Here is a 23,557-nt window from a genome sequence, read left to right as displayed (position 1 = left end):
GGCGGTGACGCGCCAGCGCGTCCCGGGCCCGCACCACCCGCACGGTCCCGGAGCCGACGCTTCCGGGCGTGACCCCGCCCGGTGCGACCGAGGAGGTCTGCCGTGGACGAACCCCAGGCGTGGATACCGACCGACCCGCGGTCGCGGCCCAGCCACGACCAGGTCGTCGCCGGGCTGAAGGGCGTCGACGAGGGCGGACCGGAGCTCGTGCAGCTGCTCACCCCGGAGGGGGAGCGCGTCCACGACGAGCGCTTCGACCGGTACACCGCCGACATCACGGCGCAGGACCTGCAGTCGCTCTACCGCGACCTCGTCCTGGTCCGGCGCGCCGACCGCGAGGGCAACGCGCTGCAGCGTCAGGGTGAGCTCGGGCTGTGGGTCCCGCTGCTGGGCCAGGAGGCCGCGCAGGTCGGCTCCGGCCGTGCGCTCGCGCCCGAGGACATGTGCTTCCCCAGCTACCGCGAGCACGGCGTCGCCTGGTGCCGCGGGGTCGACCCGACCGAGCTGCTCGGCATCTTCCGCGGCACCGACCACGGCACCTGGGACCCGGTCGCGACCCGGTTCCATCCGTACACGATCGTCATCGGCAACCAGTGCCTCACCGCCGCCGGCTACGCGATGGGCCAGCGCTTCGAGTCCAAGGTGGGCGACCGCGAGACCGGTGAGGCCACCATCTGCTACTTCGGTGACGGCGCCACCAGCCAGGGCGACGTGCACGAGGGCTTCGTCTGGGCCGCGGCCTACGACGCGCCGCTGGTCTTCTTCTGCCAGAACAACCAGTGGGCGATCTCGGTGCCGGCCGAGCGCCAGACCCGGGTGCCGCTCTACCAGCGTGCCCGCGGCTACGGCTTCCCCGGCGTCCGCGTCGACGGCAACGACGTGCTCGCCTGCCTCGCCGTCACCCGCTGGGCACTCGACGAGTGCCGCACCGGCAACGGCCCGGTGCTGATCGAGGCGTTCACCTACCGGATGGACTCCCACACCACCTCCGACGACGCGACCCGCTACCGGCTGGCCGACGAGGTCGAGCTGTGGAAGCTCAAGGACCCCATCGAGCGGGTCCGGGTGCATCTGGCCCGGCGGCACGGCGTCGGCGCCGACTTCTTCGACGCCGTCGAGGCCGAGGCCGACGCGCTGGGCGAGCGGATGCGCGCCTTCTGCCGGGCCATGCCCCAGCCCGGTCCGGAGCGGATGTTCTCGCAGGTCTACGCCGAGGCGTCGCCGACGGTGGAGCGCCAGCGCGAGGAGTTCCTGGCCTACCACGCGTCGTTCGTCGACCAGGAGGGCTGAGCCGTGCCGACCACGATGGCCCGAGCACTCAACGACGGCCTGCGCGCCGCGATGGAGCGCGACCCCAAGGTCCTGATCATGGGCGAGGACGTGGGGAGGCTCGGCGGCGTCTTCCGCATCACCGACGGGCTGCAGAAGGACTTCGGCGAGCAGCGCGTGCTCGACACCCCGCTGTCGGAGTCCGGGATCATCGGCGCCGCGATCGGGCTCGCGGTGCGCGGGTTCCGCCCGGTCTGCGAGATCCAGTTCGACGGGTTCGTCTTCCCCGGCTACGACCAGATCGTGTCCCAGCTGGCGAAGCTGCGGTACCGGACGCAGGGCCGGGTGCCGGTGCCGGTCGTCGTCCGGATCCCCTACGGCGGCGGGATCGGTGCGGTCGAGCACCACTCCGAGTCCCCCGAGTCGCTGTTTGCGCACGTCGCGGGGCTGAAGGTGGTCAGCTGCTCGACCCCGTCGGACGCGCACTGGATGATCCAGCAGGCGATCGTCTCCGACGACCCGGTGATCTTCTTCGAGCCGAAGCGCCGGTACTGGGAGAAGGGCGAGCTCGAGGGCACCGACCTGGCGTCGGCGTACCCGCTGCACTCCTCCCGGGTGGTGCGGGCCGGCTCGACGCTCACCGTCGCCACCTACGGCCCGATGGTGCGGACCTGTCTCGACGCCGCCGCGGCGGCCGCCGAGGAGGGCCGCGAGCTCGAGGTGGTCGACCTGCGCTCGTTGTCGCCGCTGGACCTGGGCCCGGTCGTGGACTCGGTGCGCCGGACCGGTCGTCTGGTCGTGGTGTCCGAGGCGCCCGCGGAGTCCTCGGTGACCTCCGAGGTCGCCGCCCGGATCCAGCAGGAGTGCTTCTTCTCGCTGGAGGCGCCGGTGCTGCGGGTGACCGGGTTCGACACGCCCTATCCGCCGTCGCGGCTGGAGGACGAGTACCTGCCGGACCTGGACCGGGTGCTCGACGCCGTCGACCGTTCCCTGGCCTGGTGAGGACCGCAGATGCCTGAGTACTTCACGCTGCCCGACGTCGGCGAGGGCCTCACCGAGGCCGAGATCGTCGGCTGGCGGGTCGCGCCCGGCGACACGGTCGCGGTGAACGACGTCATCGTGGAGATCGAGACGGCGAAGGCGGCGGTGGAGCTGCCGTCGCCGTGGGCCGGGACGGTCGCCGAGCTGCTCGCCGAGCCGGGCGTGACGATCGCCGTCGGGACACCGATCATCGCGATCGACACCGGCTCCCCCGCGGCCGCACCGGACGCCCCGGGCGAGGGCGGCGCGAAGATCGGGGAGGCAGGCAGGGACGGGCGGATCGCGACGCTGGTCGGGTACGGGCCGCGGCAGGGCTCCGCCCGGCGTCGGCCCCGGCGCGGCGCGGGCGGCGACGCCCCGGCCGGGGACACCGTCCCGGCTGCGTCGACCGCTCCCGCCGTGGACACCGCTCCCGCCGTGGACACCGCTCCCGCCGGGGACACCGGCGGCGCGGCCGGTGCCGGGGACGCGGGTGGAGTGGGAACCGGTCAGGAGGGGGCTCCGTCCCCCCAGCAGGCGCTCGGGTCCCCCGAGCAGGCGGCTCCGGTGCCGGCCACCGGCCCGTCCGGGGGCACCGGTGCGGGGGCCGGGGGCGACGCGGCAGGCCTGCGGGCCGCCCAGGTCCCCCTCGCCCCGCCGCCGGTCCGTCTGCTCGCGCGGGAGCTGGGCGTCGACCTGCGGGCGGTGCCGGGGACCGGTCGGGACGGCCGCATCACCCGCGACGACGTGCACGCCGCCGCGTCCGGGGCCGCCGGCGCCGGGCCGGGGGGCGCCGGGGACGTCGCCGCCACCGGTGCGCCGGGGGTCGGCACCCCGTCGGCCGTGGCGCCCGTGGCCGGGTCCGCCGCCGCCGGGGGCCCCGGTACGGCGGGCGCCGCGGCCGGGGGCGTCGCCGGGACGGGGGCTCCGGTGACGGCCGCCGCGACCCCGGGGGCCGCGCCGCACGTCGCGACCGGGCCGGGCGTCGCCGCGGCGGGCGGGACCACCTCCCGTCCCACCGAGGACCGGCGGGAGCCCATCCGCGGTGTCCGCAAGGCCACCGCGGCCGCGATGGTCGCGAGCGCGTTCACCGCGCCGCACGTCACCGAGTTCCTCGACGTCGACGTCACCGCGATGATGGCCCTGCGCGACCGGCTGCGGGCCTCGCGCGAGTTCGCCGGGATCAAGCTGACCCCGCTGGCGTTCGTCGCCAGGGCCGCCTGCCTGGCCGCCGCGCGGACCCCGGTGATCAACGCCAGCTGGGACGAGCGCGCCGGCGAGATCGTCTACTACGCTCGCGTCCGGCTCGGTATCGCCGCCGCGACGCCGCGCGGCCTCGTCGTCCCCACGATCCGCGACGCCGACACCCTCGACCTGCGCGGGATGGCCGAGGCCCTCACGGCGCTCACCGACACCGCCCGTGCGGGCCGGACCGCCCCGGCCGACCTGGCCGGGGGGACGTTCACGATCACGAACGTCGGTGTGTTCGGCGTCGACACCGGGACCCCGATCATCAACCCCGGCGAGGCCGCGATCCTCGCGGTGGGCTCGATCAAGCCCGCGCCCTGGGTCGTCGACGGCGAGCTGGCCGTGCGCACCGTCTGCCGGCTCGCGCTGTCGTTCGACCACCGGCTCGTCGACGGTGCCGAGGGATCGCGGTTCCTCGCCGACGTCGGCGCAGTCCTGCACGACCCCGGGGTCGCCTTCACCTGGTGACCGGGGGGACCGCCGCGCGCGGCCCCGGCGGGCGAATCCGGGGAATTCGGGCGATCCGGGAGCAGAACGGCGTGCCCGTGCGTTGTACGGGCATGCCGTTCGTGCTGCTCTACGTCGTGCTCGAGATCGTCGCGCTCGCCGGGCTGATCGCGTGGATCGGGCTGGGCTGGACCCTGCTGGTCCTGCTCGCCGGTTCCGTGGTCGGACTCCTGCTCGCCCGTCGGGAGGGGCTGCGCGCCGCCCGCGCGCTCGCCACCGCGGTGCAGCGCGGGAAGCTGGCCCACGAGGAGGCGACCGACGGGCTGCTCGTCGCCGCCGGTGGCGTCCTCATCTTCCTGCCGGGTCTGATCACCGACGTGGTCGGCCTCGCCCTGGTGTTCCCGCCGACCCGGGCCCTGGTCCGGCGGCGCCTGGTGAACGCCGCGGAGCGGGCCGCACCGAGCCTGCGCACCGCACGGATCCGCTACGGCGCCACCGTCGTCGACGGCGAGACCGTCACCGAGCCGCGCGCCGCGACCGCGTACCCGCGCATCGGCGGGCCCGCCGCGAGCGGCGGCCCGGTCGTCGACGGCGAGGTCGTGGACGGTCCCGACCGGACCTGACCGGCTCCGGACGCGGCGCAGGCCGGTCACGGCGGCCGGGTCCGCGCTCCGGCACCGGCGCGATCCCGCGGCACCCGTCCCCCGGGCGCCGCGGCGGCACCGGGGCTCGGAGGACGGGCCGGGTACCGCCGGTCCGGGTGCGAGGTACGGCGGGGGCGTTCGGGGCACCCCCGCCGTCCCCTCACCAGCCGGGGCGCGCTCCTGCGAGCAGGATGCGCAGGCTCTCCAGCCGTCGGCGACGCAGAGTGATCGGCTTCATTCGCAGCGTCGAGTGATGCATCCGGTCGGCGCGGTGCCGTCCGCGGTGTCGGCCCACAGCGCTCTCCTCCCGGGCGTTGTCACGTGCGACAGGGTGGTGCACACAGCAGAGTGTCGCTGGTCGGAGGCGGTCGCGGAAGGTCACCGTGCGCGGGCCACCGGATCGTGACGGCCGCGGCGCCCCCGGCCGTCGCCGGTCGTACGGTGCGTTCGCGCCGGACCGCACGGGCGACCCCGGAACCGGTCCTGGCGGGCCCGCCGACCACGGTGGGTGACCATTGCCGGCGCTGGGCCGGCCGGGTGGCGGGGGGCGACACGCCGTGCTCGTCTACGGAATTCCGAAGATCGGCGGATACCGTCCTGGTATGGACCCGGTGCGCAACCCGTTCGCCCCCGGCGCCGGGCAGCGCCCGCCCGAGCTGGCCGGACGGGACCGCGAGGTGGACGCCTTCGAGATCGTCCTGGAGCGGGTCGCCCGCGGTCGCCCGGAGCGGAGCCTGGTGCTCACCGGTCTGCGCGGCGTGGGCAAGACGGTCCTGCTCGGTGAGCTGCGCTCGATGGCGATGCACGCCGGCTGGGGCGCCGGGAAGATCGAGGCCCGCCCGGACGCCGACCTGCGCCGCCCGCTGTCCGCGGCGCTGCACCGGGCGATCCGCGACCTCGCGGTCCGGCACCGGGCCCCCGAGCGCATCGACGAGGTGCTCGGGGTGCTGAAGGCGTTCGCCCTGCGGTCCTCGCCGGAGGGCACGAAGCTGCGGGAGCGCTGGCAGCCCGGGATCGACGTCCCGGTGCGGAACGGGCGCGCGGACTCCGGAGACATCGAGATCGACCTCGTCGAGCTGTTCACCGAGGTCGCCGAGCTGGCCCAGGACGTCGGCTCCGGGATCGCGCTGCTGATCGACGAGATGCAGGACCTGCGGCCCGAGGACGTCTCCGCGCTCTGCGCCGCCTGTCACGAGCTGTCCCAGGCGCGGGTGCCGCTGGTCGTCGTCGGTGCGGGTCTGCCCCACCTGCCCGCGGTGCTCTCGGCGTCGAAGTCGTACTCGGAACGGCTGTTCAAGTACTCGCGGATCGACCGGCTGGACCGCAAGGACGCCGACTTCGCGCTGATCGCCCCGGCCGAGCGGGAGGAGGCGACCTTCGACCAGGAGGCCCTCGACGACCTCTACGTCCGCTCGGGCGGCTACCCGTACTTCGTGCAGGCCTACGGCAAGGCCGCCTGGGACGCGGCGCCGACCAGCCCGATCGGGGTGAAGGACGTCGAGATGGCCGCCCCCGAGGCGGAGGCCGAGCTGGCGGTCGGCTTCTTCGGGTCCCGGTTCGAGCGGGCGACGCCCGCGGAGCGGGAGTACCTGCGCGCGATGGCCGAGCTGACCGACGGCGAGGACCACCCGGTCGAGACGTCGCTGGTGGCCAAGCACCTGGACCGGCGGGCGTCGTCGCTGTCCCCGGCGCGCGACAGCCTGCTGAAGAAGGGGCTCGTGTTCTCGGCCCAGCGCGGCCAGATCGCGTTCACCGTGCCGCACTTCGGGCGGTATCTGCTCGCCAACACCTGAGCCTCCACTGCGCCGGACGAGTGAAAACTGGTTGCGGTGTAACACGTCCTCGGGTCGGCGCGAATCCCCTGCTGAGCCCCGCGGCGCCACCCGACCCCCGACTCGGTTGCGCCGCGGGGCGTTCCACGTTCGGGGCACCTTCTCGCCTGCGCCGGGCGCCGCCGGGAGCGTCGGGGGTCACCCGTAGCATCGGCCCGGTGGTCGAGCCCAAACTCGAGATCCAGATGCTCCACGACCGGGTCATGATCAAGAGGGTCGAGGGGTCCGGCGAGCGACGGAGCTCGGCCGGAATCGTGATCCCGGCAACCGCGCAGGTCGCCAAGCGTCTGGTCTGGGGGGAGGTGGTCGGGGTGGGACAGCACGTGCGCACGGTGAAGGCCGGTGACCGTGTCCTGCTCGCTCCGGAGGACCAGTACGAGGTCGAGATCGGCGGCGTCGGGCACCTGGTCATGCGTGAGCGGGACCTGCACGCGGTGGCCGCCGAGGCCAGCCCGCACGGGACAGGTCTCTACCTCTGATCACCCCGGGTCGCGCCGGTCCGCACGGATCCGCGACCCACCCCGGTTCGACGGTGGTGTCGACGCAGGCGACGACACCGGTCTCGATGACAGAGTCGATGGCAGTGCGGAAAGGAAGTCCCACGTCATGCCCGAGCGCCCCCCCCCTCGTCCGGCGATGCGGACGAGCAGCCGGTGACGTCCGCGCCGGAGACGGGAGACCCGCAGGACGGCGGCGCCGCCGGCGCCGGTCGCCCCGTGATGCCCGCCCGCCGTCCCTCGCCCGGTCCGGCCGCCGGGGCCCCCGCCACGCCGCAGGGTCCCGTCACATCGCAGGGTCCCGTCACGCCGCAGGGTCCCGCGACATCGCAGGGCGCCGTGTCGCCCGGTGCCACCGAGGGGCAGGCCGACGGGGCCGGTCCCGCGGACCCGGCCGAGGCCGCCGAGCAGGCGCCGCCGGAGTCACCCGCGGCCCGCACCGTCGTCGGGCAGGCGACCACCCCCGAGGCCCCGCCCTCGCCGGCTCCGCGGCCGCCGTCCCCCGCCCCGCAGCAGCCCGGCGCGACGCCCCGCCAGGAGCCCGACGCGGCCGCCCCGCCCGCCGGTGCCCCGGCGCCCACGGCCCCGGTCGCGCCGCAGCCCGGTCCCCGGCCGGCCGCCCCGCCGGACGCCACCCGCCCGGGGCCCGCCACCCCCGACGGGCAGAGCACCGTGCGCGTCGCCCCGCTCAGCGAGCAGCGCACCCAGGTCCTGCCCCGGGTCACCCCGGCCGCGTCCGCGACGCCACCCGAGGGCGGCGCCGCCGAGCAGACCGCACGTATCCACACCGACGGCGGCCCCGGCGCGGGCACCGCGGTCCTCGGCGCCGGTGCGGCGGGCGCCGCGGGCGCGACCGGTCCGGGCGGGCCCGGCGGCCCCGGGGGTCCTGGTGGCCCCGGTGGCCCCGGTGACGGCGGCGGACACGGTGAGGGCGGTCCGGGCGAGGACGGTGACGGCCCGCGGCGCACGCGCCCGGTCGGCCTGATCGTCGCGGCCGCCGCGCTCGGCGTGCTCGTCCTCGGCTACGTCGGTGACCTCGCGCTCAGCTCCGGCAGCGTGCCGCGCGGCGTCGTCGTCGCGGGTCAGGAGATCGGCGGCATGTCGCGGGCCCAGGCCACCGAGACGTTGCAGGCCGCGATCGAGCCGCGCTCCTCCGCGCCGGTGCCGGTCCAGGCGGGCGAGGTCCGTTCCGAGATCGACCCCCGGGCCGCGGGCCTGCAGGTCGACTACGCGCGCACCCTCGACGAGGCGGGCGAGCAGCCGCTGAACCCGGTCACCCGGATCTCGTCGTTCTTCACCACCCGCGAGGTCGGTGTGGTCAACTCCGCGGACGACCGCGCCGTGCGCACCGCGCTGGAGCAGATGGCCCCGCTGGTCATGAAGGAGCCCAAGGAGGGCTCGGTCCAGTGGCAGGGCGTCACCCCGACCCCGGTGGCCCCGGAGCCGGGCCAGCAGCTCGACGTCGACGCCGCCGTCGGCGTCGTCGAGGAGCAGTGGGCCTCCGGCGAGCCGGTGCAGCTCCCGCTGATCATCGAGCAGGCCGTCACCACTCCGGCCGACGTGCAGAAGGCCATCGACGAGGTGGCCAGGCCGGCCGTCGCCGGCCCGCTGACGATCACCGGTGAGGGCGCGAACGCGACCATCACCCCGGAGGACATCACGACCGCGCTCAGCTTCACCGCGGACCCGGAGGGCCCGGTGAAGCTGAAGCCGGTGATCGCGAACAAGACCCTCGAGGACGTCGCGCAGCCGCAGCTGGCGAGCACCGAGAAGCCCGGTGTCGACGCCCAGCTCGACTTCGCCGCGACCCCGCCGCGGGTCGTCCCGTCCCAGGACGGGCGCGGTATCGACTACGACGCGACCTTCGCGAACGTGCTGCCGATCCTCACCGGCCAGGGCGAGCGCACCGTCGCGGCGGTCTACGCGAACAAGCCGGCCGAGATCACCACGGCCGACCTGGAGTCGCTGGGCAACGCCACCGAGATCTCGACGTTCACCACCGGCGGGTTCGCCGCCGACTCCGGGCAGAACATCAAGCGCGCCGCCGAGGCGATCAACGGACAGATCGTGCAGCCCGGTGAGACGTTCAGCCTCAACGGCGTCAGCAACCCGCGCAACGCGGCCAACGGCTACGTCGAGGCCGGGATCATCGAGGACGGCCACCCGGCACGCGGCGTCGGCGGCGGTGTCTCCCAGCTCGCGACCACGCTGTACAACGCGTCGTACTTCGCCGGGATGACCGACATCGAGCACAAGGAACACAGCTACTACATCAGCCGCTACCCGGTGGCGCGGGAGGCGACGGTCTTCAACGACCTCATCGACGTCAAGTTCCGCAACGACGGCCCGACCCCGGTGCTGATCCGCACGACGTGGACGCCCAGCAACGTGACCGTGTCGTTCGTCGGGCAGAAGATGTACGAGGTCACCTCCGCGACCGGACCGCGGACCAACCCGACCGAGCCGCAGGTGGTCAACATCCCGGCCGGGCAGCCGTGCAGCGCCAGCCAGGGCTCGCCGGGCTTCACCGCGACCGACACCCGGACGCTGCGCAACGTGCAGACCGGGGAGACCACCAGCAAGACGCGGACGGTCAAGTACAACCCTCAGCCGATCGTGCAGTGCGGCGGCTGATCCGGTGATCGTCCCCGTCAGGGGATGACGAGAGCCAGGTCACATTCGTACCCTGATCCCTCCAGTCGTCGGACAGCGAGGGATCGGGGTACCCCATGCGCATCGCGGACGTCCTGAGGAGCAAGGGCAGCGGCACCAGCACCGTGGCACCGGAGGATCCGGTGGCCGAGGTGCTGCGGGCGATCGCCGAGCGGAATCTCGGCGCGCTGCCCGTCGTCGACGGCGACCGGCTGGTCGGCATCGTCTCCGAACGGGACGTCGTGCGCCGGTTGCACAGCCACGGCGCCGCGCTGCTCGACGCACGGGTGGCCGAGGTGATGACCACCGAGGTGGTCACCTGCTCGCCCGACGACGGCGTCGGCGACCTCGCCCGGGTCATGACCGACCGCCGGGTGCGGCACCTGCCGGTCGTCGTGGACGGGGCGTTGGCCGGGATCGTGTCGATCGGTGACCTGGTCAAGGCCCGGATGGACATGCTGGAGCAGGAACGCGAGCAGCTGGAGAGCTACATCGCCCAGTAGGCACGGGACGAGGAAGGGCCCCGGGCGGGGAGTCCGCGCCCGGGGCCCTTCGTCACCGGAGCCGGATCAGAACGATGCCTCGTCGAGCTGCATGAGCTCGTTGTCGGCGTTCGCGATGATCGCCTTGTCCGACGTCAGGCGGGGCAGCACGGTCTTCGCGAAGAAGGTCGCCACGCCGACCTTGCCCTCGTAGAAGACACGGTCCTTGGCGGAGACACCGTCGGTGCCCAGCGCCGCGAGCGCGACGGTCGCCTGACGCAGCAGCAGCCAGCCCACGAGCAGGTCGCCGACCGCCATCAGCAGCCGCACGGTGTGCTGGCCGACCTTGTACAGCTCGGTGACGTCCTTGGTGGAGCCGTAGAGGTAGCCGGTCAGCGTGCCGAGCATCCCCTGCACGTCGGTGAGCGCGGTGCGCAGGAGCTCGCGCTCCTCCTTGAGCCTGCCGTTGCCCGCGTCGGAGTCGACGAACGCCTGCACCTCGCCCGCCACGTGCGCGAGCGCCTGCCCGTTGTCCCGGACGATCTTGCGGAACAGGAAGTCCTGGGACTGGATCGCGGTGGTGCCCTCGTACAGGGAATCGATCTTGGCGTCCCGGATGTACTGCTCGATCGGGTAGTCCTGCAGGAAGCCCGACCCGCCCAGGGTCTGCAGCGACTGCACCAGCTGCTCGGTGGCGCGCTCGGAGCCGACGCCCTTCACGATCGGCAGCAGCAGGTCGTTGACCTTCTCCGCCAGTTCGGTGCTGATCCCACTGCCCTCGTCGCCGAGGCGCACCCGGTCCTGGAAGGTCGCGGTGTAGATGTAGACCGCGCGCATGCCCTCGGCGTACGCCTTCTGCAGCATCAGGCTGCGGCGGACGTCCGGGTGGTGGGTGATCGTGACGCGCGGCGCGGTCTTGTCGGTCATCGTGGTCAGGTCCGCGCCCTGCACGCGCTCCTTGGCGAACTCGAGCGCGTTCAGGTAGCCGGTCGACAGGGTGCCGATGGCCTTGGTGCCGACCATCATCCGGGCGTACTCGATGACCTGGAACATCTGGGCGATGCCGTCGTGCACGTCGCCCAGCAGCCACCCGACGGCCGGGGTGCCGTGGGCACCGAAGGTCAGCTCGCAGGTGGTGGAGGCCTTGAGGCCCATCTTGTGCTCGACGTTGGTGACGAAGGCGCCGTTGCGCTCGCCCGGCTCACCGGTCTGTGCGTCGAAGTGGAACTTCGGCACCAGGAACAGCGACAGGCCCTTGGTGCCCGGCTTTCCGCCCTCGGGGCGGGCGAGCACCAGGTGCATGATGTTCTCGGTGAAGTCCTGCTCGGCCGAGGTGATGAAGCGCTTCACGCCCTCGATGTGCCAGGTGCCGTCGTCCTGCTGGATCGCCTTGGTCCGGCCGGCGCCGACGTCGGAGCCCGCGTCCGGCTCGGTCAGCACCATCGTGGCGCCCCAGCCGCGGTCGATCATCAGCTGGGCCCAGCGCTTCTGCTCCTCGTTGCCGTTCTTGTAGAGGATCGAGGCGAAGTTCGGGCCGGCCATGTACATGAAGATGGCCGGGTTGGAGCCGCACATCAGCTCGGCGGCGGCCCACTGCACCGACGGCGGGATGCCCATGCCGCCCAGCTCGTTCGGCAGTCCGAGCCGCCACCACTCGCCGTCCCAGAGGACCTTGTACGCGTCCTTGAGCTCCTGCGGCGTGGTGACCGTGTGGTCCTCGGGGTGGAAGACCGGCGGGTTGCGGTCGATCGTGGCGTAGTGCTCGGCGAGCGGACCGGTGCACACGGTCGACAGCTCCGACAGCACGCCCTTGGCGGTGTCGACGTCGACGTCGGTGAACGGTCCCGTCCCGAGATGGTCCTGCACCTCGAACACCTCGAAGAGGTTGAACTCGAGGTCGCGCACGTTGCTCTTGTAGTGGCCCATCCGTCCTTCACCGCCGTTCGTGCCAGGGCCGATCGACTTACCGGCCGGTAACTGACTCCAGAGTATTACTCACCGGTAACCGGAGCAAGGGTGACGGTGCGGGTCAGGGACCGCCCACCCGTGTGACGCGCTCGACCGGCGCGTCCGCGCCGCGCTCTCGTCGTGAACGGAGAGAATGCGGAGTCGCACGGGACGGATGTGGCGTGTGTGACGGGGCGGTGCCGGCACGGTGCCGCCGATGGGGGGGCAGCAGCGATGGGCGAGCCGGGACAGAGCTGGAGTCGCCGCGGACTGCTGGTCGGAGGGGCCGTCGCCGGCGCAGGCCTGGTGCTCCCCGGCCGCGCGCTCGCCGGGCCGACGCCGACCCCGGAGCCCGGCCCGCCCGCCACCGATCCCGTGCCCGGCCCGTCGACGGTCCGGGGTCCGGACGGGACGCCCGGGCCCGCCGGCGCCGGACCGCACGCCGAGGCCGTCCCGATCCCGTTCATCGCCCGCTGCGCCGACTGGGGCGCGCGCAGGCCGAAGTTCTCGCCGAAGATCTGGGACCGGCGCCCGATCCGGATCCTCGTGCACCACACGGCCGGTGCGAACACGACCGACTACAGCGTCGGTGCCGCGCACCGGATGGTCCGGGCGATCCAGAACTACCACATGGACCGCAACGGCTGGCTCGACTCCGGGCAGCACTTCACGATCTCGCGCGGCGGGCACGTGATGGAGGGCAGGCTCTGGAGCCTCGGCGAGCTCAACGGGGGCCGCCGCGTCGTCGAGGGGGCCCACTCACCGGGCCAGAACGTGATCGCGATCGGGATCGAGAACGAGGGCACCTACATCGGCGCCGACCCGACCCCGGCGCTGTGGAACTCGCTGCGCGTCACCTGCGCCTACATCTGCCTGCGCTACGGCATCGCCCCCAGCGAGCTCTACGGCCACCGCGACTACCGCAACACGATCTGCCCGGGCGACCGGCTCTACGCCGCGCTGCCCCGGCTGCGCCGCGAGGTGGCGGGACTGCTGGGCAGGCGCCTGTCCCGCACCGAGGCGACCAAGGCGGGCTGGCCGCTGTTGCGCACGGGCGACCGCGGCCCGGTGGTCGAGGCGGCCCAGTACCTGCTGCGTGACGCCGGGTCGCTGCGCGGGACGCCCGACGGCCGGTTCGACGACCGCACGGCGGCCGCGGTCGGCGACTTCCAGCGCGCGCACCGCGCCGACGACGTCAACGGCCTGCTCGGCGGGGAGACCTGGCCGGAGCTGGCCCGCACGGTGCGCACCGGCGCCGAGGGCGACGCCGCCCGCGCCGTCGAGGTGCTCGCCGCGGCGCGCCGGGTGGAGAGCGTGCCCGACGTCGTCGACCACCCGCAGTGGCAGAAGCTGCTCGGCACCTCCGGCAGTGCCGTCCCCGACGCCCACGACCCGCAGGGCGTGCTGAACCGCTGAGGACCGTCCGGCCGGTGCCGCCGGCCGTGCCGGGGCCGGGCACCGTGGCCGGGGCGCCGACGGTGGTCGGTCCCGGGCCTCCGCGCAGCCGGACGCCCGGCGTTCCCGGGTTCCCCGTGCGACGGACAGCACGCACGGACGGGTGACGCCGGGTCGCTAGTCTCGCCCGGTGCTGAACCGCTGCCCCGCGTGCGACGCGCCCGCGAGCGACCCGTTCTTCTCCGCGACCGGCCTGCCGGTGCACGGCACCGCGGTACTGGCCGACCCGGTCTCGGCGCGGGCCGTCGCCACCGGGGACCAGGTTCTCGTGCTGTGCGAGCGCTGCGGGCTGGTGTTCAACCGCGACTTCGACCCGGGCCTGCTCGACTACACCGGCGACCACGAGGAGTCCCAGCACCACTCGCCGCGCTTCGCCGCCTACGCCGCCGAGATCACCGCGGACTGGGTGGCGCGGTTCGGACTGGCCGGGGAGCACGTCGTCGAGGTGGGGTGCGGGTCCGGTGACTTCGCCGCCGGGCTGCTCGGTGCCGGCGTGGGCCGGGTGACCGGGATCGACCCGCACTTCGTGCCGCAGCGGGTCCGCCCGGAGCTGACCGACCGGCTCACCGCCGTCCCCGCGGAGTTCGCCCGTGACCAGGTCGAGCCGGGCACCGCGGCGCTGGTCTGCCGGCACACCCTGGAGCACGTCCCGGACCTCGCGGTCTTCGGCGCCGAGCTGCACGCCGGGCTGCGGCGCGGCGGAGCGCGGGCGCTGCTCGCCGAGGTCCCCGACCTGGGCCGGATCCTCGACCAGGGCGCGTTCTGGGACCTGCAGTACGAGCACTGCTCCTACTTCACCCCGGCCACGATGCGCACCTTCCTGACCGGTGTCGGCTTCGCCGAGCCGGCGGTGCGGCTGACCTACGCCGACCAGTACGTCGTCGCCGAGGCCGGGCCGGACGGCGAGCCGGGCACGCCCGCGCTGGAGCCCCACCTGCGCGATGCGCTGCGCAGCGCCTGCCGGGACTTCGCGACCCGGGTGTCGGACCAGGTCGGGCGCTGGCGCGGGTGGCTCGGCGAGCGGGCCGCGGCCGGTGACGAGGTGATCGTCTGGGGCGGCGGGGCGAAGGGGCTGACCTTTCTCAACGTGGTCGAGGGCGGGGCGCAGGGCACCGGCGCGGTCGGCGCGGTCGTCGACATCAACCCCGGGCTGCAGGGCCGGTTCATGGGTGGGCTCGGGCTACCGATCCGCGCGCCCCGGGACCTGCTCGACGCACCTCCACGGTCGGTGCTGCTGATGAACCCGGTCTACACCGGCGAGGTGCGCGCCACCCTCGACGAGCTGGGCCTGACCGCCACCGAGCTGCTCGCCGTCTGACCCCGCGCCCGCGCCCGCCCCACCGCGCGCCCGCCCGCCCCGCGCCCGCCCGCCCCGCGCCCACCCCGCCCGGTTCGCACGAGCGGGCCCCTCGTACGAACCTTCGGGACGAACGGCCCGCTCGTGCGAACCGGGACGGGGGGTGTGGGCGAGGAGCACGCTCATCCGACCAGGCGCCGGACGACGGCCAGGTCCTCCGGGCTCGCCACGTGCAGGTTCGCCGGGTCCCCCGGCACCGTCACGACACGGTGGCCGAGCGCGGCGAGCATCCCGGAGTTCTCCACCGGCCGGGGCGCGTCGGCGTGCGCGGCGCGCAGTACGTCCGCGCGGAACGCCTGCGGCGACTGCGTGACCACCGCGTCCTGCTTGGGGAGGGTGTCGACGACGACGCCGTCGCGCACCCGCTGCACGACCTCCAGCAGCGGGACCACCGGCACCGCCCCGTCGGAGCCCGCCCGCACGGCGTCGACGACGTCGGTGAAGATCCGGTCGACGGCGAGCGGGTGCGCGGGGTCGGCGAGGACCAGGATCGTCGCCCCGCCGGGTACGACGGCCAGCCCGGCCCGCAGGGACTCCGACTGGTGGTCCCCGCCGACGGCGAGCGCGTCGACCGGCTCCCCGTCCCAGTCCACACCGGACGGCAGCACCAGGGCGACCCGGTCGCAGGTGCGCCGCGCGGCGGCGACGGTGTGGTCGACCAGCCGGGAGCCGGCCAGCTCGTCGAACTGCTTCAGCCTGCCGTAGCGGAGCCCGCGGCCACCCGCCAGTACGACGGCCCACACGTGTTCACGCACTCCGGTGATCCTGCCGGGTCCGGCGGGGGAACCGGACGCCGCACCCGATAGCCTCGGCCGTCCCCGATCGGGCGACCCGATCGGGCGACCGGAGGGGCGGACGAGGATGGCGGCACCGACGACGTCCCCCACCCCCGCGGCGCAGGCCGGCCCGCTGGCCGGGTCCCCCGCCTCGGTGGCACTGGTCCGGGCGGTCGCCGAGGATCCGGCGGCACCGCGCCTGGTCGCCGTCACCGGCCCGGCCGGGGCGGGCAAGTCCACCGTGCTGCGCGAGCTCACCCGGACGTGGGCCGACGCCGGCGCCGGGCAGGACGTGACGGTCGTCGACGACGCCCACGAGCTGGGTGACGACGAACTGTCCGAGCTGCGCGGGCGCGCCGGCCTCCCGGACGCCCGCCTGGTCGTCGCGTTCCGGCCGTGGCTCCGGAGCCGTGCACTGGCCCGGCTCGGCGCGACCCTGGCCGCCGCCGCGCCCCCGCTGGTCCTGGGCGCGCTGGACGCCGCCGGGATCGCCGCCCGGGCCGCCCGCGTCGTCGGGGTGCGGATCTCCGATGAGGCCGTCCGGGTCGTGGCCGAGCGCTCCGCGGGTTCCCCGGTACTGGTCGACCGGCTGCTCGCCCACGGCCGGGTCGGCGGCCCGGTGCCACCCCATCTGGCCGAGCAGATCGGCTACGCCGTCGACGCCGAGGACCCCCGGGTGGTCGAGCTGGTGACCGCGCTCGCGCTCGGCGCCCCGGTCGACGGCGAGGTGCTCGTCCCCCTGCTCGGGATCTCCGACGCGGCGGGCGTCGGCGTCGGCGCCGAGATCGCCGAGCTCGACGAGCTGTCCGGCCGGGCCATCGCCGCCGGTCTCTGCACGCCGGACGGCCGGGTCGTCCCGCTGGTCGCCGAGTCGATCCGCACCCGGGTCGCGCCGGCCCGGCGGGCCGAGCTGCGCCGCCACCTCGCCGAGATCGAGCTCGACCGCGGCGGGAGCGTGCTCGCCGTCGCCCGCACCCTGCGCGGTTCCGGGGCCACCGGCGAGCGGACCGCCGCGGTGTTCACCGCCGCCGCGGCCGAGGCGGCCCGCGCGGAGAGTCCGGACGCGGTCCGGTTCTACGCCGAGGCCGTCGCCGCGGGGGCACCCCCGCTGACCGTCGCCGCGCCGCGGGCGCAGGCGCACCTGGTCGCCGGGGACCTCGACGGCGCGCTCGGCCACGCCGACTCGGTGCTGTCGGCGACCGACGCCGTCGAGGCCGAGGACGCCGTCCGCGCCGGATCCGTCGCGGCCGCCGTCCTCGCCCGGCGGGGGTTGCTGGCGCGCAGCGCGGAGCTCTACCGGTGGACCGCCGCGGTGTCCGGGGAGCGCCCGCCGGCGGCGGCCGTCCCCGTCCTGGTCGGGACCGGTGCGCTGGAGGAGGCCCGCGCCGTCGTCGAGACCGGTGGCACCGGCTTCGTCGCCGGTCGCGCGCCCACCCTCGTCGACGGTGCCGACGACCTCACCGCCCGCGGTGTGCTCGACTCGGTCGAGGGATCGCCCACCGCCGCGCTGTCGGGTCTCGCCCGTGCCGCCGGGCTGCTGGAGACCGCGCACGGCGCCGCGCTGCTCCCCGACACCCCGGCCGCGCTCGCCGCACTGGTGGCGGTGCACACCGGGGAGTTCGACGTCGCCGCGTCCGTGCTGGACCGCGCCCTGCACACCGGGCTCGGCGGGGCACCGGCCCGCGCCCGGCACCGGCTGCTGCTCGGCTGGATCGCGCTGCTGCGCGGCGCGACCGGGACGGCCTCGGAGCGGCTCGCCGCGGTCGACGCCGGCGACGGCCCCCTCGAACCGCGCGACGAGTTCCTCGCCGCCGCGCTGCAGGTCGCGATCGCCCGTCGTCAGTCCGACCTCGGCGGGCTGATGCGGTCCTGGACCCGGGCCCGGCAGGCGATCGTCCGCCACCCGGTCGACCTCTACGTGCTGCAGCCACTCGGCGAGCTGGTGACCGCGGCGTCGCGGCTGCGGGAGGAGAGCTGGGTGGCCCCGCACCTCGCCGAGGCCGACGCGCTGCTCGACCGGCTCGGCAGGCCCGCGCTTTGGGCCGCCCCGCTGCACTGGGCGCGGTTGCAGGCCGCGGTGCTGACCGACGACGTCGAGGCCGCCCGCGCCCGTTCCGGCGAGCTGCAGAGCGCCGCCTGCGGCAGCCGTTTCGCCCACGCCATGGCCACGGCGGCCCCGCACTGGGTGGGTGTGCTGGAGGACCGGGTCGACGCGGCCGAGGTCGAGGCCGCAGCCCGTGGGCTGCACGCCGTCGGCCTCTCCTTCGACGGCGGACGCCTCGCCGGGCAGGCGGCCCTGCGGACCGGCGACCGGCGTGCGGTGTCCGCGCTGCTGGCCTGCGCGCGGGCCCTGCAGGCCGCCGGGACCGACCTGCGGTCGGGGTCCGACCCCGGGCCCGCGGAGGGCCCGGGACCGGAGCCGGAGGAGCGCGCCGCCGCGGCCGCCGCCCCGGCCCCGGCGCCGGCCGAGGTCGCGCCGGAGCAGCCGGTGTCCGGTCTGCTGTCCGAGCGGGAGCTGGAGGTCGCCGAGCTCGTCGTGCAGGGACGCACGCAGCGCGAGATCGGTGAGGCGCTGTTCATCTCGGCGAAGACGGTCGAGCACCACGTGGCCCGGATGCGCCAGCGCCTCGGGGTGGGCGGCCGCAGCGAGCTGCTCGACGAGCTCCGCCGGATCCTGGGCGGGCGCGGGTAGGCCTCAGTGGTGGGCGTGCGGGCGGGCGGCCTCGGCGAGCAGCCCCTCGCAGGACCGCACCACGATCCGCGCGGCCTCAGCCGAGGCCCGCCCGGTCAGCGGGCTCTCCGCGCGGCGTCGCCAGCGGCGCAGCGCCTCGGAGGCCGTGTCGTGCACCTCGCGCGGGCCCGTGGTGCCGTCGAGCCCCAGCCGGGCGGCGGCCGAGCCGCCCTCGCCCCCGAGCAGCCGTTCGGCGTCGGCGAGTGCCTCGGGCGGGAACACGATCTTCCCGGCCCGCAGGTCGGCCAGCGCGCGCAGCTCGACGAACTCGTGCGCCCCGGCCAGGATCCGCTCCACCTCGGCCCGCAGCGACGCGGTCGCGGGACGGGGCTCGCGGGTGAGCACCAGGTCGACCGCGAGCAGCGCGGAGCGGGCCTTGAGCAGGTCGCGACGCTCGGAGAACTGGGTGTCGAGCACCGAGCGCAGCTCGTCGAGACCCGAGCGGCGCACCAGGTCGTCGGCCAGCGCGGTCGGGTCCTTCACACCCTGGCGGATCAGCGTCGTCCCGAGCCGGACGCCGAACAGACCGAACCGCTCCAGCAGGGCGATCCGGGTGGCGGCGTCGGGCCGGTCGAGGTCGGTGCGGCCGAACCGGTCGGCCGACAGCAGCAGCGCCTCGACGTCGGCCCGCGGGAGCGCGGCCAGCTCGGTGAGCGCGACGTACTCGTCCTGCCGCATGGTGCGGGCGGTCTCGGCGAGCAGCCCGGCCACGGCGACCACGGTCTGGCACAACCCGCGCAGCTTGTCGTCCCCGCGGTAGCGCCGGGCGATCCGGCGGGCCGAGATCAGCGCGTCGAGCCGGCCGACGCCGATCTCGTCGGCCCGCGACAGCACCGCGATGGTGTTCACCGGGGTCGCGCGGGCGACCCCGCGGTCGTGGAAGGCCTCGAGGAAGCGCACGTCGCCGGCGTGCAGGTGGCGCATCAGGTAGACGACGGCGTCGGCGGGCGACGGCGTGTCCTCGGGCGTGAGGAACTCCCCGGCCCGGCCGGCGGCGTCGGCGGTCAGCGAACCGATGCCGGGGGTGTCGATGAGATTGGTGCGCCGCAGGTGCTGGGAGGGCCAGTCGACGTGCAGCCGGTCGACGTCCTCCACCCGGGTGCCCTGCAGGTCGATCTGCAGCGCGCCGTCGCGCCGGGCCAGGGTGAGCGGACGGTCCGCGCCCGAGCGCAGGTGCATCCGTACGCCCGGCGCGGCCGCGTCGGCGTACCAGGTGACGATGCGGGTGCACTCCCCCGCGTCGGTGGGCGCGATCCGTTCGCCGACCAGGGCGTTGAGCAGCGTGGACTTGCCGGCCTTGACCTTCCCGGCGATCGCGACGCGCAGCGGCTCGTCGAACCGGTCGAGGTGGTGGCGCAGCCAGCCCGCGGCCTGCGGGGAGTCGCCGTAGGCGTCCAGGGTGCGGCGCAGCAGCGCACGGGTCTGCTCGGTCAGTGCGTTCACGCCGGCCCCCCGGTGCCCGCGGCGGTGGCCAGCGCCCTGGCCCGCTCGGCGAGGCCGGTGACGCGCTCCAGCTCGGCCTCCAGGTCCGCGACGCGCTGCTGGCGCTCGACGTCGTCCTTCAACGCCGTCTGCGCGGCCGCGACGGACTCCTTCAGCGCCTCGGACAGCTCGTCGGCGATGGTGGTGAAGTGGTCGCGCAGGTCGCGCTGGATCCGGCGGAGGTTGTCCCGGGAGTCCTTCCCGACCTGGAAGGTGACCTCGTCGATGTGCCGGCGCACCGCGTTCTTGGAGTCGGCCTGACGACGCTGCTTCATGCGCTTCTTCTCGTCGCGCACGGTCTTGGCGCCGAACAGCAGACCGGCGCCGACCGAGACGGGGTTGAGCAGGAAGAAGCCGGCGAAGGTGGAGGCCAGACCGAACATGAGCAGGCCGCCGTACCCGCCGCGGGCGCCGACGAACAGCTTCTGCCCGATCCCGAACTTCTCGTCCGCGGGCATCTCCAGCGGGTCCACCAGGCCGGCCACCGAGCCGCCCGCGACGCGCAGCTCGGGAAGCGTCACGTCGACGGCCTCGGCGAAGTGCTCGGCGACCTGCTCGGCCAGCCAGCGGGCCCGCTCGGTCGTCCAGACGAAGTTCTGCGCGACGGCGTGTGCCACCTGCTTGTGGAACCACTCGGCGAACTGTTCCCAGATGTCGGCCGGGTCGGCGTCCTCGAGGAGCTGCTCGGCGTCGCGGGAGACCGCGCGCAGCCGGTCGCGCAGGTCGTACTCGATGTCGGCGATGAGGTCGGCGACGCCGTCGGTGAGCGTGGTCTGCCAGCGCGCGGACCGCTGGCGCAGGCCGTCGACGCGCGACCGGGCGGCCTCCAGCTCGCGGGCGAGCTGACCCGCCTTCTCCGGGTCGTTCTGCGACATCAGCTCGGCCCGCATGGTGGCCTCCAGGGCCTGGCAGGTGACGAGCACGTCCTGGCTGGTGGAGCGGCGGTCCAGGTCGTCGGCGGCGCCGACGACGCGGCGCAGCAGGAAGCTGGTGAGGGCCTGGAACCCGGACTCGGCGATGAGGTCGAGGTCCTGGGTGCGGGCCGCGTGCAGCCGCAGCGCCGAGGAGACCGGCAGCAGCTCGGCGTCGATCCGGGCGGAGCGCAGGTGCCCCTGGTCGAGGTCGACGATGCGGCGCCAGTGCGGGTACAGGTCGGTCTTGGTCACGATGCAGGCGACGTTCGGGCAGAGCTTGCGCGCGGCCTGCAGGAACTCCAGCTCGGGGGCGGTGTACTCCTGGCTGGCGTCGGAGACCAGCAGGACCGCGTCCGCGGTCGGGAGGGCCGACATCGTCGCGGCGCCGTGCGCGGACCCGAGCCCGCCGACACCGGGGGTGTCGACGAGGGCCAGCCCGCTCTGCAGGAGCTTGCGGGGCAGCGTGACCTCGGCGCGGGTGAGGTGGGCCCGGTTGCCCGGGTTGCCTGCCTCCGAGACGTGCTCGGCGAGCTGGTCCAGCCCGACGACGGTCCGCTCGGCCTTCTCGGTCGGCGCACCGCCGGGGTCGGGTGCCTCGCGCACCAGGGTCACCGAGGTCTCCTCGCCGTAGCGCACGAGCGTCGGCACGGCGGTGGCGATGTCGTCGTCGACGGGGCACACGGTGGCGTTGACCAGCGCGTTGACCAGCTGGCTCTTGCCCTGCTTGAACTCGCCGACGACCAGCACCCGCACGACCGGGTCGGTGAGGCGGGCCTTCGCCTGCTGCAGCCGGGGCGCCAGGTCGGGGCGGTCGTAGGCGGTCACCGCCTTGAGGGCCAGGTCGACGAGCGCGACCGCCTCCGGCACCGCCACGACTGCTTCCCCCCGGTCACCTCGTGGACGGTGCGCGGCACCGTCCGTCACGTTGCCGTCATGGATACACGAACGGCGACGGCCCCGGTCACCCACGGGTGGGTGACCGGGGCCGGCCGGTCCGGGCGGTCGAACGTACTGACCCGCCCGGAGCAGCGCTACCGGATCAGAGGACGGACGCGCTGACGTCGTTGTGCGAGAGGACGTCGGTGTGGCTGTGGTCGTCGACGTGGGTCTCGGTGTACTGGCTGTCGTCCGAGTTGTACGAGTCGTCGATGTCGACCGAGGAGCGCGACTCGTTGTGGGTCTTGTTGAACGAGTCGCTCGCGTCGTTCGAGCCGGTGGCCTCGCCGCCCAGGGAGACCGCGCCGCCCTTGTCGGCGGAGATGTCGCCGGTGTTGTAGGCCGAGCCGGAGCCGAACGAGGTGGTGTTGTCGTCACCGGAGACGACCTGGTTGTCGTCGCCGACCACGTTGTGGTCGCCGGTGGTGACCGGGGCGTTGTTGTCGCCGCCGACGGCCACGGCGCCGTCACCGGAGGCGACGGTGGTCGTGGTGTCGATGGTCTGGTCGAAGTCGCCGCCGCCGGTGTCGATGTTCTGGTTCACCGAGTTGTCGATGATGGTGTCGCGGTCGTCGATGTTGGTGGTGTAGTGGTTGTTGGTCACGTACTTGTCGATGTACTTGACCGGGTCGTCGCCGTGGTGCACGGGCGGCGGCGGCGGGGTGTGGTGGTGGCCGCCACCGTGGCCGCCACCGGTGTTGTAGTCACGGTCGAACGACACGTCGTCGTTGTCCTGGGCCAGGACCAGGGCGTCGCGGACGTCCTCGGCGGAGACCTCGGACAGGCCGCACTGCGCGAGCAGGCCGTGCGGGTCCTCCTTGAACTCGGCCAGCAGCTTCGGGTCCTTCAGCAGGTCCAGGATGAACTGGATCAGCGACTTCTCGACGGACATGGCGTTCTCCTCTGGGGTGCCGCCGGGCTCGGGCGCGCGGCGGAGGGTTCGGGTGGTGCGGGAGGTGGTGACCGGGCCGGGGTCGGGGGCGGCCCGGCCCGGTCACCGGGCGGTGCGGTGGGTCAGCCGACGGACAGGTCGACGTCGTTGTGCGAGGCGATGTCGGTGTGGCTGTGGTCGTCGACCGACGTGTGGGTCTCGGTGCTGGAGTCGGTGTTGTACGAGTCGTCGATGTCGACCGAGGAGTGCGACTCGTTGTGGGTCGTGTTGAAGGACCCGTCGGCGTCGTGCGAGCCGGTCGCGTCGCCGCCCAGGGACACCGCGCCACCCTTGCTCGCGGAGATGTCGCCGGTCTTGTAGGCCGAGCCCTCGCCGAAGGCGGTGGTGTTGCCGTTGCCGGCCACGACCTGGTTGCCCTCGCCCACCACGTTGCCGTTGCCGGTGGTGACCGGGGCGTTGTTGTCGCCGCCGACGGCCACGGCGCCGTCACCGGAGGCGGTGGTCGACCGGATGTCGATGTCCTGGTCGAAGTCGCCACCGTGGGTGTCGATGTTCTGGTTCACCGAGTTGTCGACGATGGTGTCGCGGTCGTCGATGTTCTGGGTGTGCCAGACGTCCTTGACGTGCACGTTCTCGTGGGAGGCCGCGGTCTTGTGGCCGTGCTCGCCGTGGCCCTTGCCCTCGCTCCAGCCCCAGCCGCCCTTGCCCGAGTCCCAGCTGAAGCCGGTGTCGTAGTTGCGGTCGAAGGACACGGTGTCGTTGTCCTGGGCGATGACGATCGCGTCGCGGATGTCCTCCGGCGACAGCTCCGACAGGCCGTAGTAGTGCAGGGCCGCGTTCGGGTCCTTCTCGAACCAGTCGCGGACCTGGATGCTCTCCGAGCCGCTGCCGAGCAGCAGCTTGATGAACTCGACGAGCGAGATGTTCTCCGCCATGACGGCCTCCGGTGACCTCGGGGTGACCGGTCCGTCGGCGA

Annotated in this window: 17 protein-coding genes; 11 read left to right on the top strand and 6 right to left on the bottom strand. The window is 74.4% G+C overall.

All coding sequences use genetic code 11. The features are described from left to right. Positions 1–102 precede the first annotated feature (102 nt). From pdhA to KPF47_RS06150, 8 genes are all read left to right on the top strand, one after another. Positions 103–1,290, top strand: coding sequence for a pyruvate dehydrogenase (acetyl-transferring) E1 component subunit alpha (gene pdhA / locus KPF47_RS06185; protein ID WP_224387557.1), 1,188 nt, complete (start codon positions 103–105; stop codon positions 1,288–1,290). 15 nt (positions 1,291–1,305) lie between these two features. Next, positions 1,306–2,271 carry an alpha-ketoacid dehydrogenase subunit beta gene (locus KPF47_RS06180; RefSeq protein WP_224387600.1) on the top strand — a complete coding sequence of 322 codons (966 nt, stop codon included), beginning with the start codon at positions 1,306–1,308 and terminating at the stop codon, positions 2,269–2,271. Positions 2,272–2,280: 9 nt separating this feature from the next. Next, positions 2,281–4,005 carry a dihydrolipoamide acetyltransferase family protein gene (locus tag KPF47_RS06175; RefSeq protein ID WP_224387556.1) on the top strand — a complete coding sequence of 575 codons (1,725 nt, stop codon included), beginning with the start codon at positions 2,281–2,283 and terminating at the stop codon, positions 4,003–4,005. 71 nt (positions 4,006–4,076) lie between these two features. Then, positions 4,077–4,607, top strand: coding sequence for an FxsA family protein (locus KPF47_RS06170; protein ID WP_224387555.1), 531 nt, complete (start codon positions 4,077–4,079; stop codon positions 4,605–4,607). Positions 4,608–5,230: 623 nt separating this feature from the next. Then, the gene (locus tag KPF47_RS06165; RefSeq protein WP_224387554.1) at positions 5,231–6,421 is read left to right on the top strand and encodes an ATP-binding protein; all 1,191 of its coding nucleotides are present in this window, start codon (positions 5,231–5,233) and stop codon (positions 6,419–6,421) included. 197 nt (positions 6,422–6,618) lie between these two features. Then, the gene (locus KPF47_RS06160) at positions 6,619–6,939 is read left to right on the top strand and encodes a co-chaperone GroES (RefSeq protein WP_224387553.1); all 321 of its coding nucleotides are present in this window, start codon (positions 6,619–6,621) and stop codon (positions 6,937–6,939) included. 357 nt (positions 6,940–7,296) lie between these two features. Continuing rightward, a complete protein-coding gene (locus KPF47_RS06155; protein ID WP_224387552.1) occupies positions 7,297–9,591 on the top strand; it encodes a VanW family protein in 2,295 nt (764 codons plus the stop codon). A 95-nt stretch (positions 9,592–9,686) separates the two neighbouring features. Then, the gene (locus KPF47_RS06150) at positions 9,687–10,112 is read left to right on the top strand and encodes a CBS domain-containing protein (RefSeq protein WP_224387551.1); all 426 of its coding nucleotides are present in this window, start codon (positions 9,687–9,689) and stop codon (positions 10,110–10,112) included. Between the two features lie 66 nt (positions 10,113–10,178). Here KPF47_RS06150 and KPF47_RS06145 read toward each other — a convergent pair whose 3' ends face one another. Then, the gene (locus KPF47_RS06145; protein ID WP_224387550.1) at positions 10,179–12,017 is read right to left on the bottom strand and encodes an acyl-CoA dehydrogenase; all 1,839 of its coding nucleotides are present in this window, start codon (positions 12,015–12,017) and stop codon (positions 10,179–10,181) included. Between the two features lie 255 nt (positions 12,018–12,272). On the opposite strand from KPF47_RS06145, the gene KPF47_RS06140 reads away from it, so the two are divergent. Together KPF47_RS06140 and KPF47_RS06135 are read left to right on the top strand one after the other, a co-directional pair. Next, the gene (locus tag KPF47_RS06140) at positions 12,273–13,454 is read left to right on the top strand and encodes an N-acetylmuramoyl-L-alanine amidase (RefSeq protein WP_224387549.1); all 1,182 of its coding nucleotides are present in this window, start codon (positions 12,273–12,275) and stop codon (positions 13,452–13,454) included. A gap of 169 nt (positions 13,455–13,623) precedes the next feature. Next, a complete protein-coding gene (locus KPF47_RS06135; protein ID WP_224387548.1) occupies positions 13,624–14,811 on the top strand; it encodes a class I SAM-dependent methyltransferase in 1,188 nt (395 codons plus the stop codon). A gap of 161 nt (positions 14,812–14,972) precedes the next feature. Here the strand turns inward: KPF47_RS06135 and KPF47_RS06130 are convergent, their stop codons facing one another. Next, positions 14,973–15,605: a 2-C-methyl-D-erythritol 4-phosphate cytidylyltransferase gene (locus KPF47_RS06130; RefSeq protein ID WP_224387547.1), complete on the bottom strand. Its 633-nt coding sequence runs from the start codon at positions 15,603–15,605 to the stop codon at positions 14,973–14,975. Positions 15,606–15,711: 106 nt separating this feature from the next. Here KPF47_RS06130 and KPF47_RS06125 point away from each other — a divergent pair, with 106 nt between their 5' ends. Further along, the gene (locus KPF47_RS06125; protein WP_224387546.1) at positions 15,712–18,318 is read left to right on the top strand and encodes a helix-turn-helix transcriptional regulator; all 2,607 of its coding nucleotides are present in this window, start codon (positions 15,712–15,714) and stop codon (positions 18,316–18,318) included. 3 nt (positions 18,319–18,321) lie between these two features. Here KPF47_RS06125 and KPF47_RS06120 read toward each other — a convergent pair whose 3' ends face one another. The 4 genes from KPF47_RS06120 to KPF47_RS06105 form a co-directional block, all read right to left on the bottom strand. After that, positions 18,322–19,800 (bottom strand): dynamin family protein, encoded by a 1,479-nt coding sequence (locus KPF47_RS06120; protein WP_224387545.1) that lies wholly within the window; start codon positions 19,798–19,800, stop codon positions 18,322–18,324. Next, positions 19,797–21,626, bottom strand: coding sequence for a dynamin family protein (locus KPF47_RS06115; protein ID WP_224387544.1), 1,830 nt, complete (start codon positions 21,624–21,626; stop codon positions 19,797–19,799). Before KPF47_RS06115 ends, KPF47_RS06120 begins: the two co-directional genes overlap by 4 nt. A 166-nt stretch (positions 21,627–21,792) precedes the next feature. Then, a complete protein-coding gene (locus KPF47_RS06110; protein ID WP_224387543.1) occupies positions 21,793–22,581 on the bottom strand; it encodes an IniB N-terminal domain-containing protein in 789 nt (262 codons plus the stop codon). Positions 22,582–22,703: 122 nt separating this feature from the next. Next, positions 22,704–23,516: a hypothetical protein gene (locus KPF47_RS06105; RefSeq protein ID WP_224387542.1), complete on the bottom strand. Its 813-nt coding sequence runs from the start codon at positions 23,514–23,516 to the stop codon at positions 22,704–22,706. Between the last annotated feature and the right edge of the window lie 41 nt (positions 23,517–23,557).

Origin of the sequence: Pseudonocardia sp. ICBG1293 (assembly GCF_020131355.1) — a bacterium.
Taxonomy (GTDB): Bacteria; Actinomycetota; Actinomycetes; order Mycobacteriales; family Pseudonocardiaceae; genus Pseudonocardia.
This window is presented reverse-complemented; position numbering and strand designations above follow the sequence as displayed.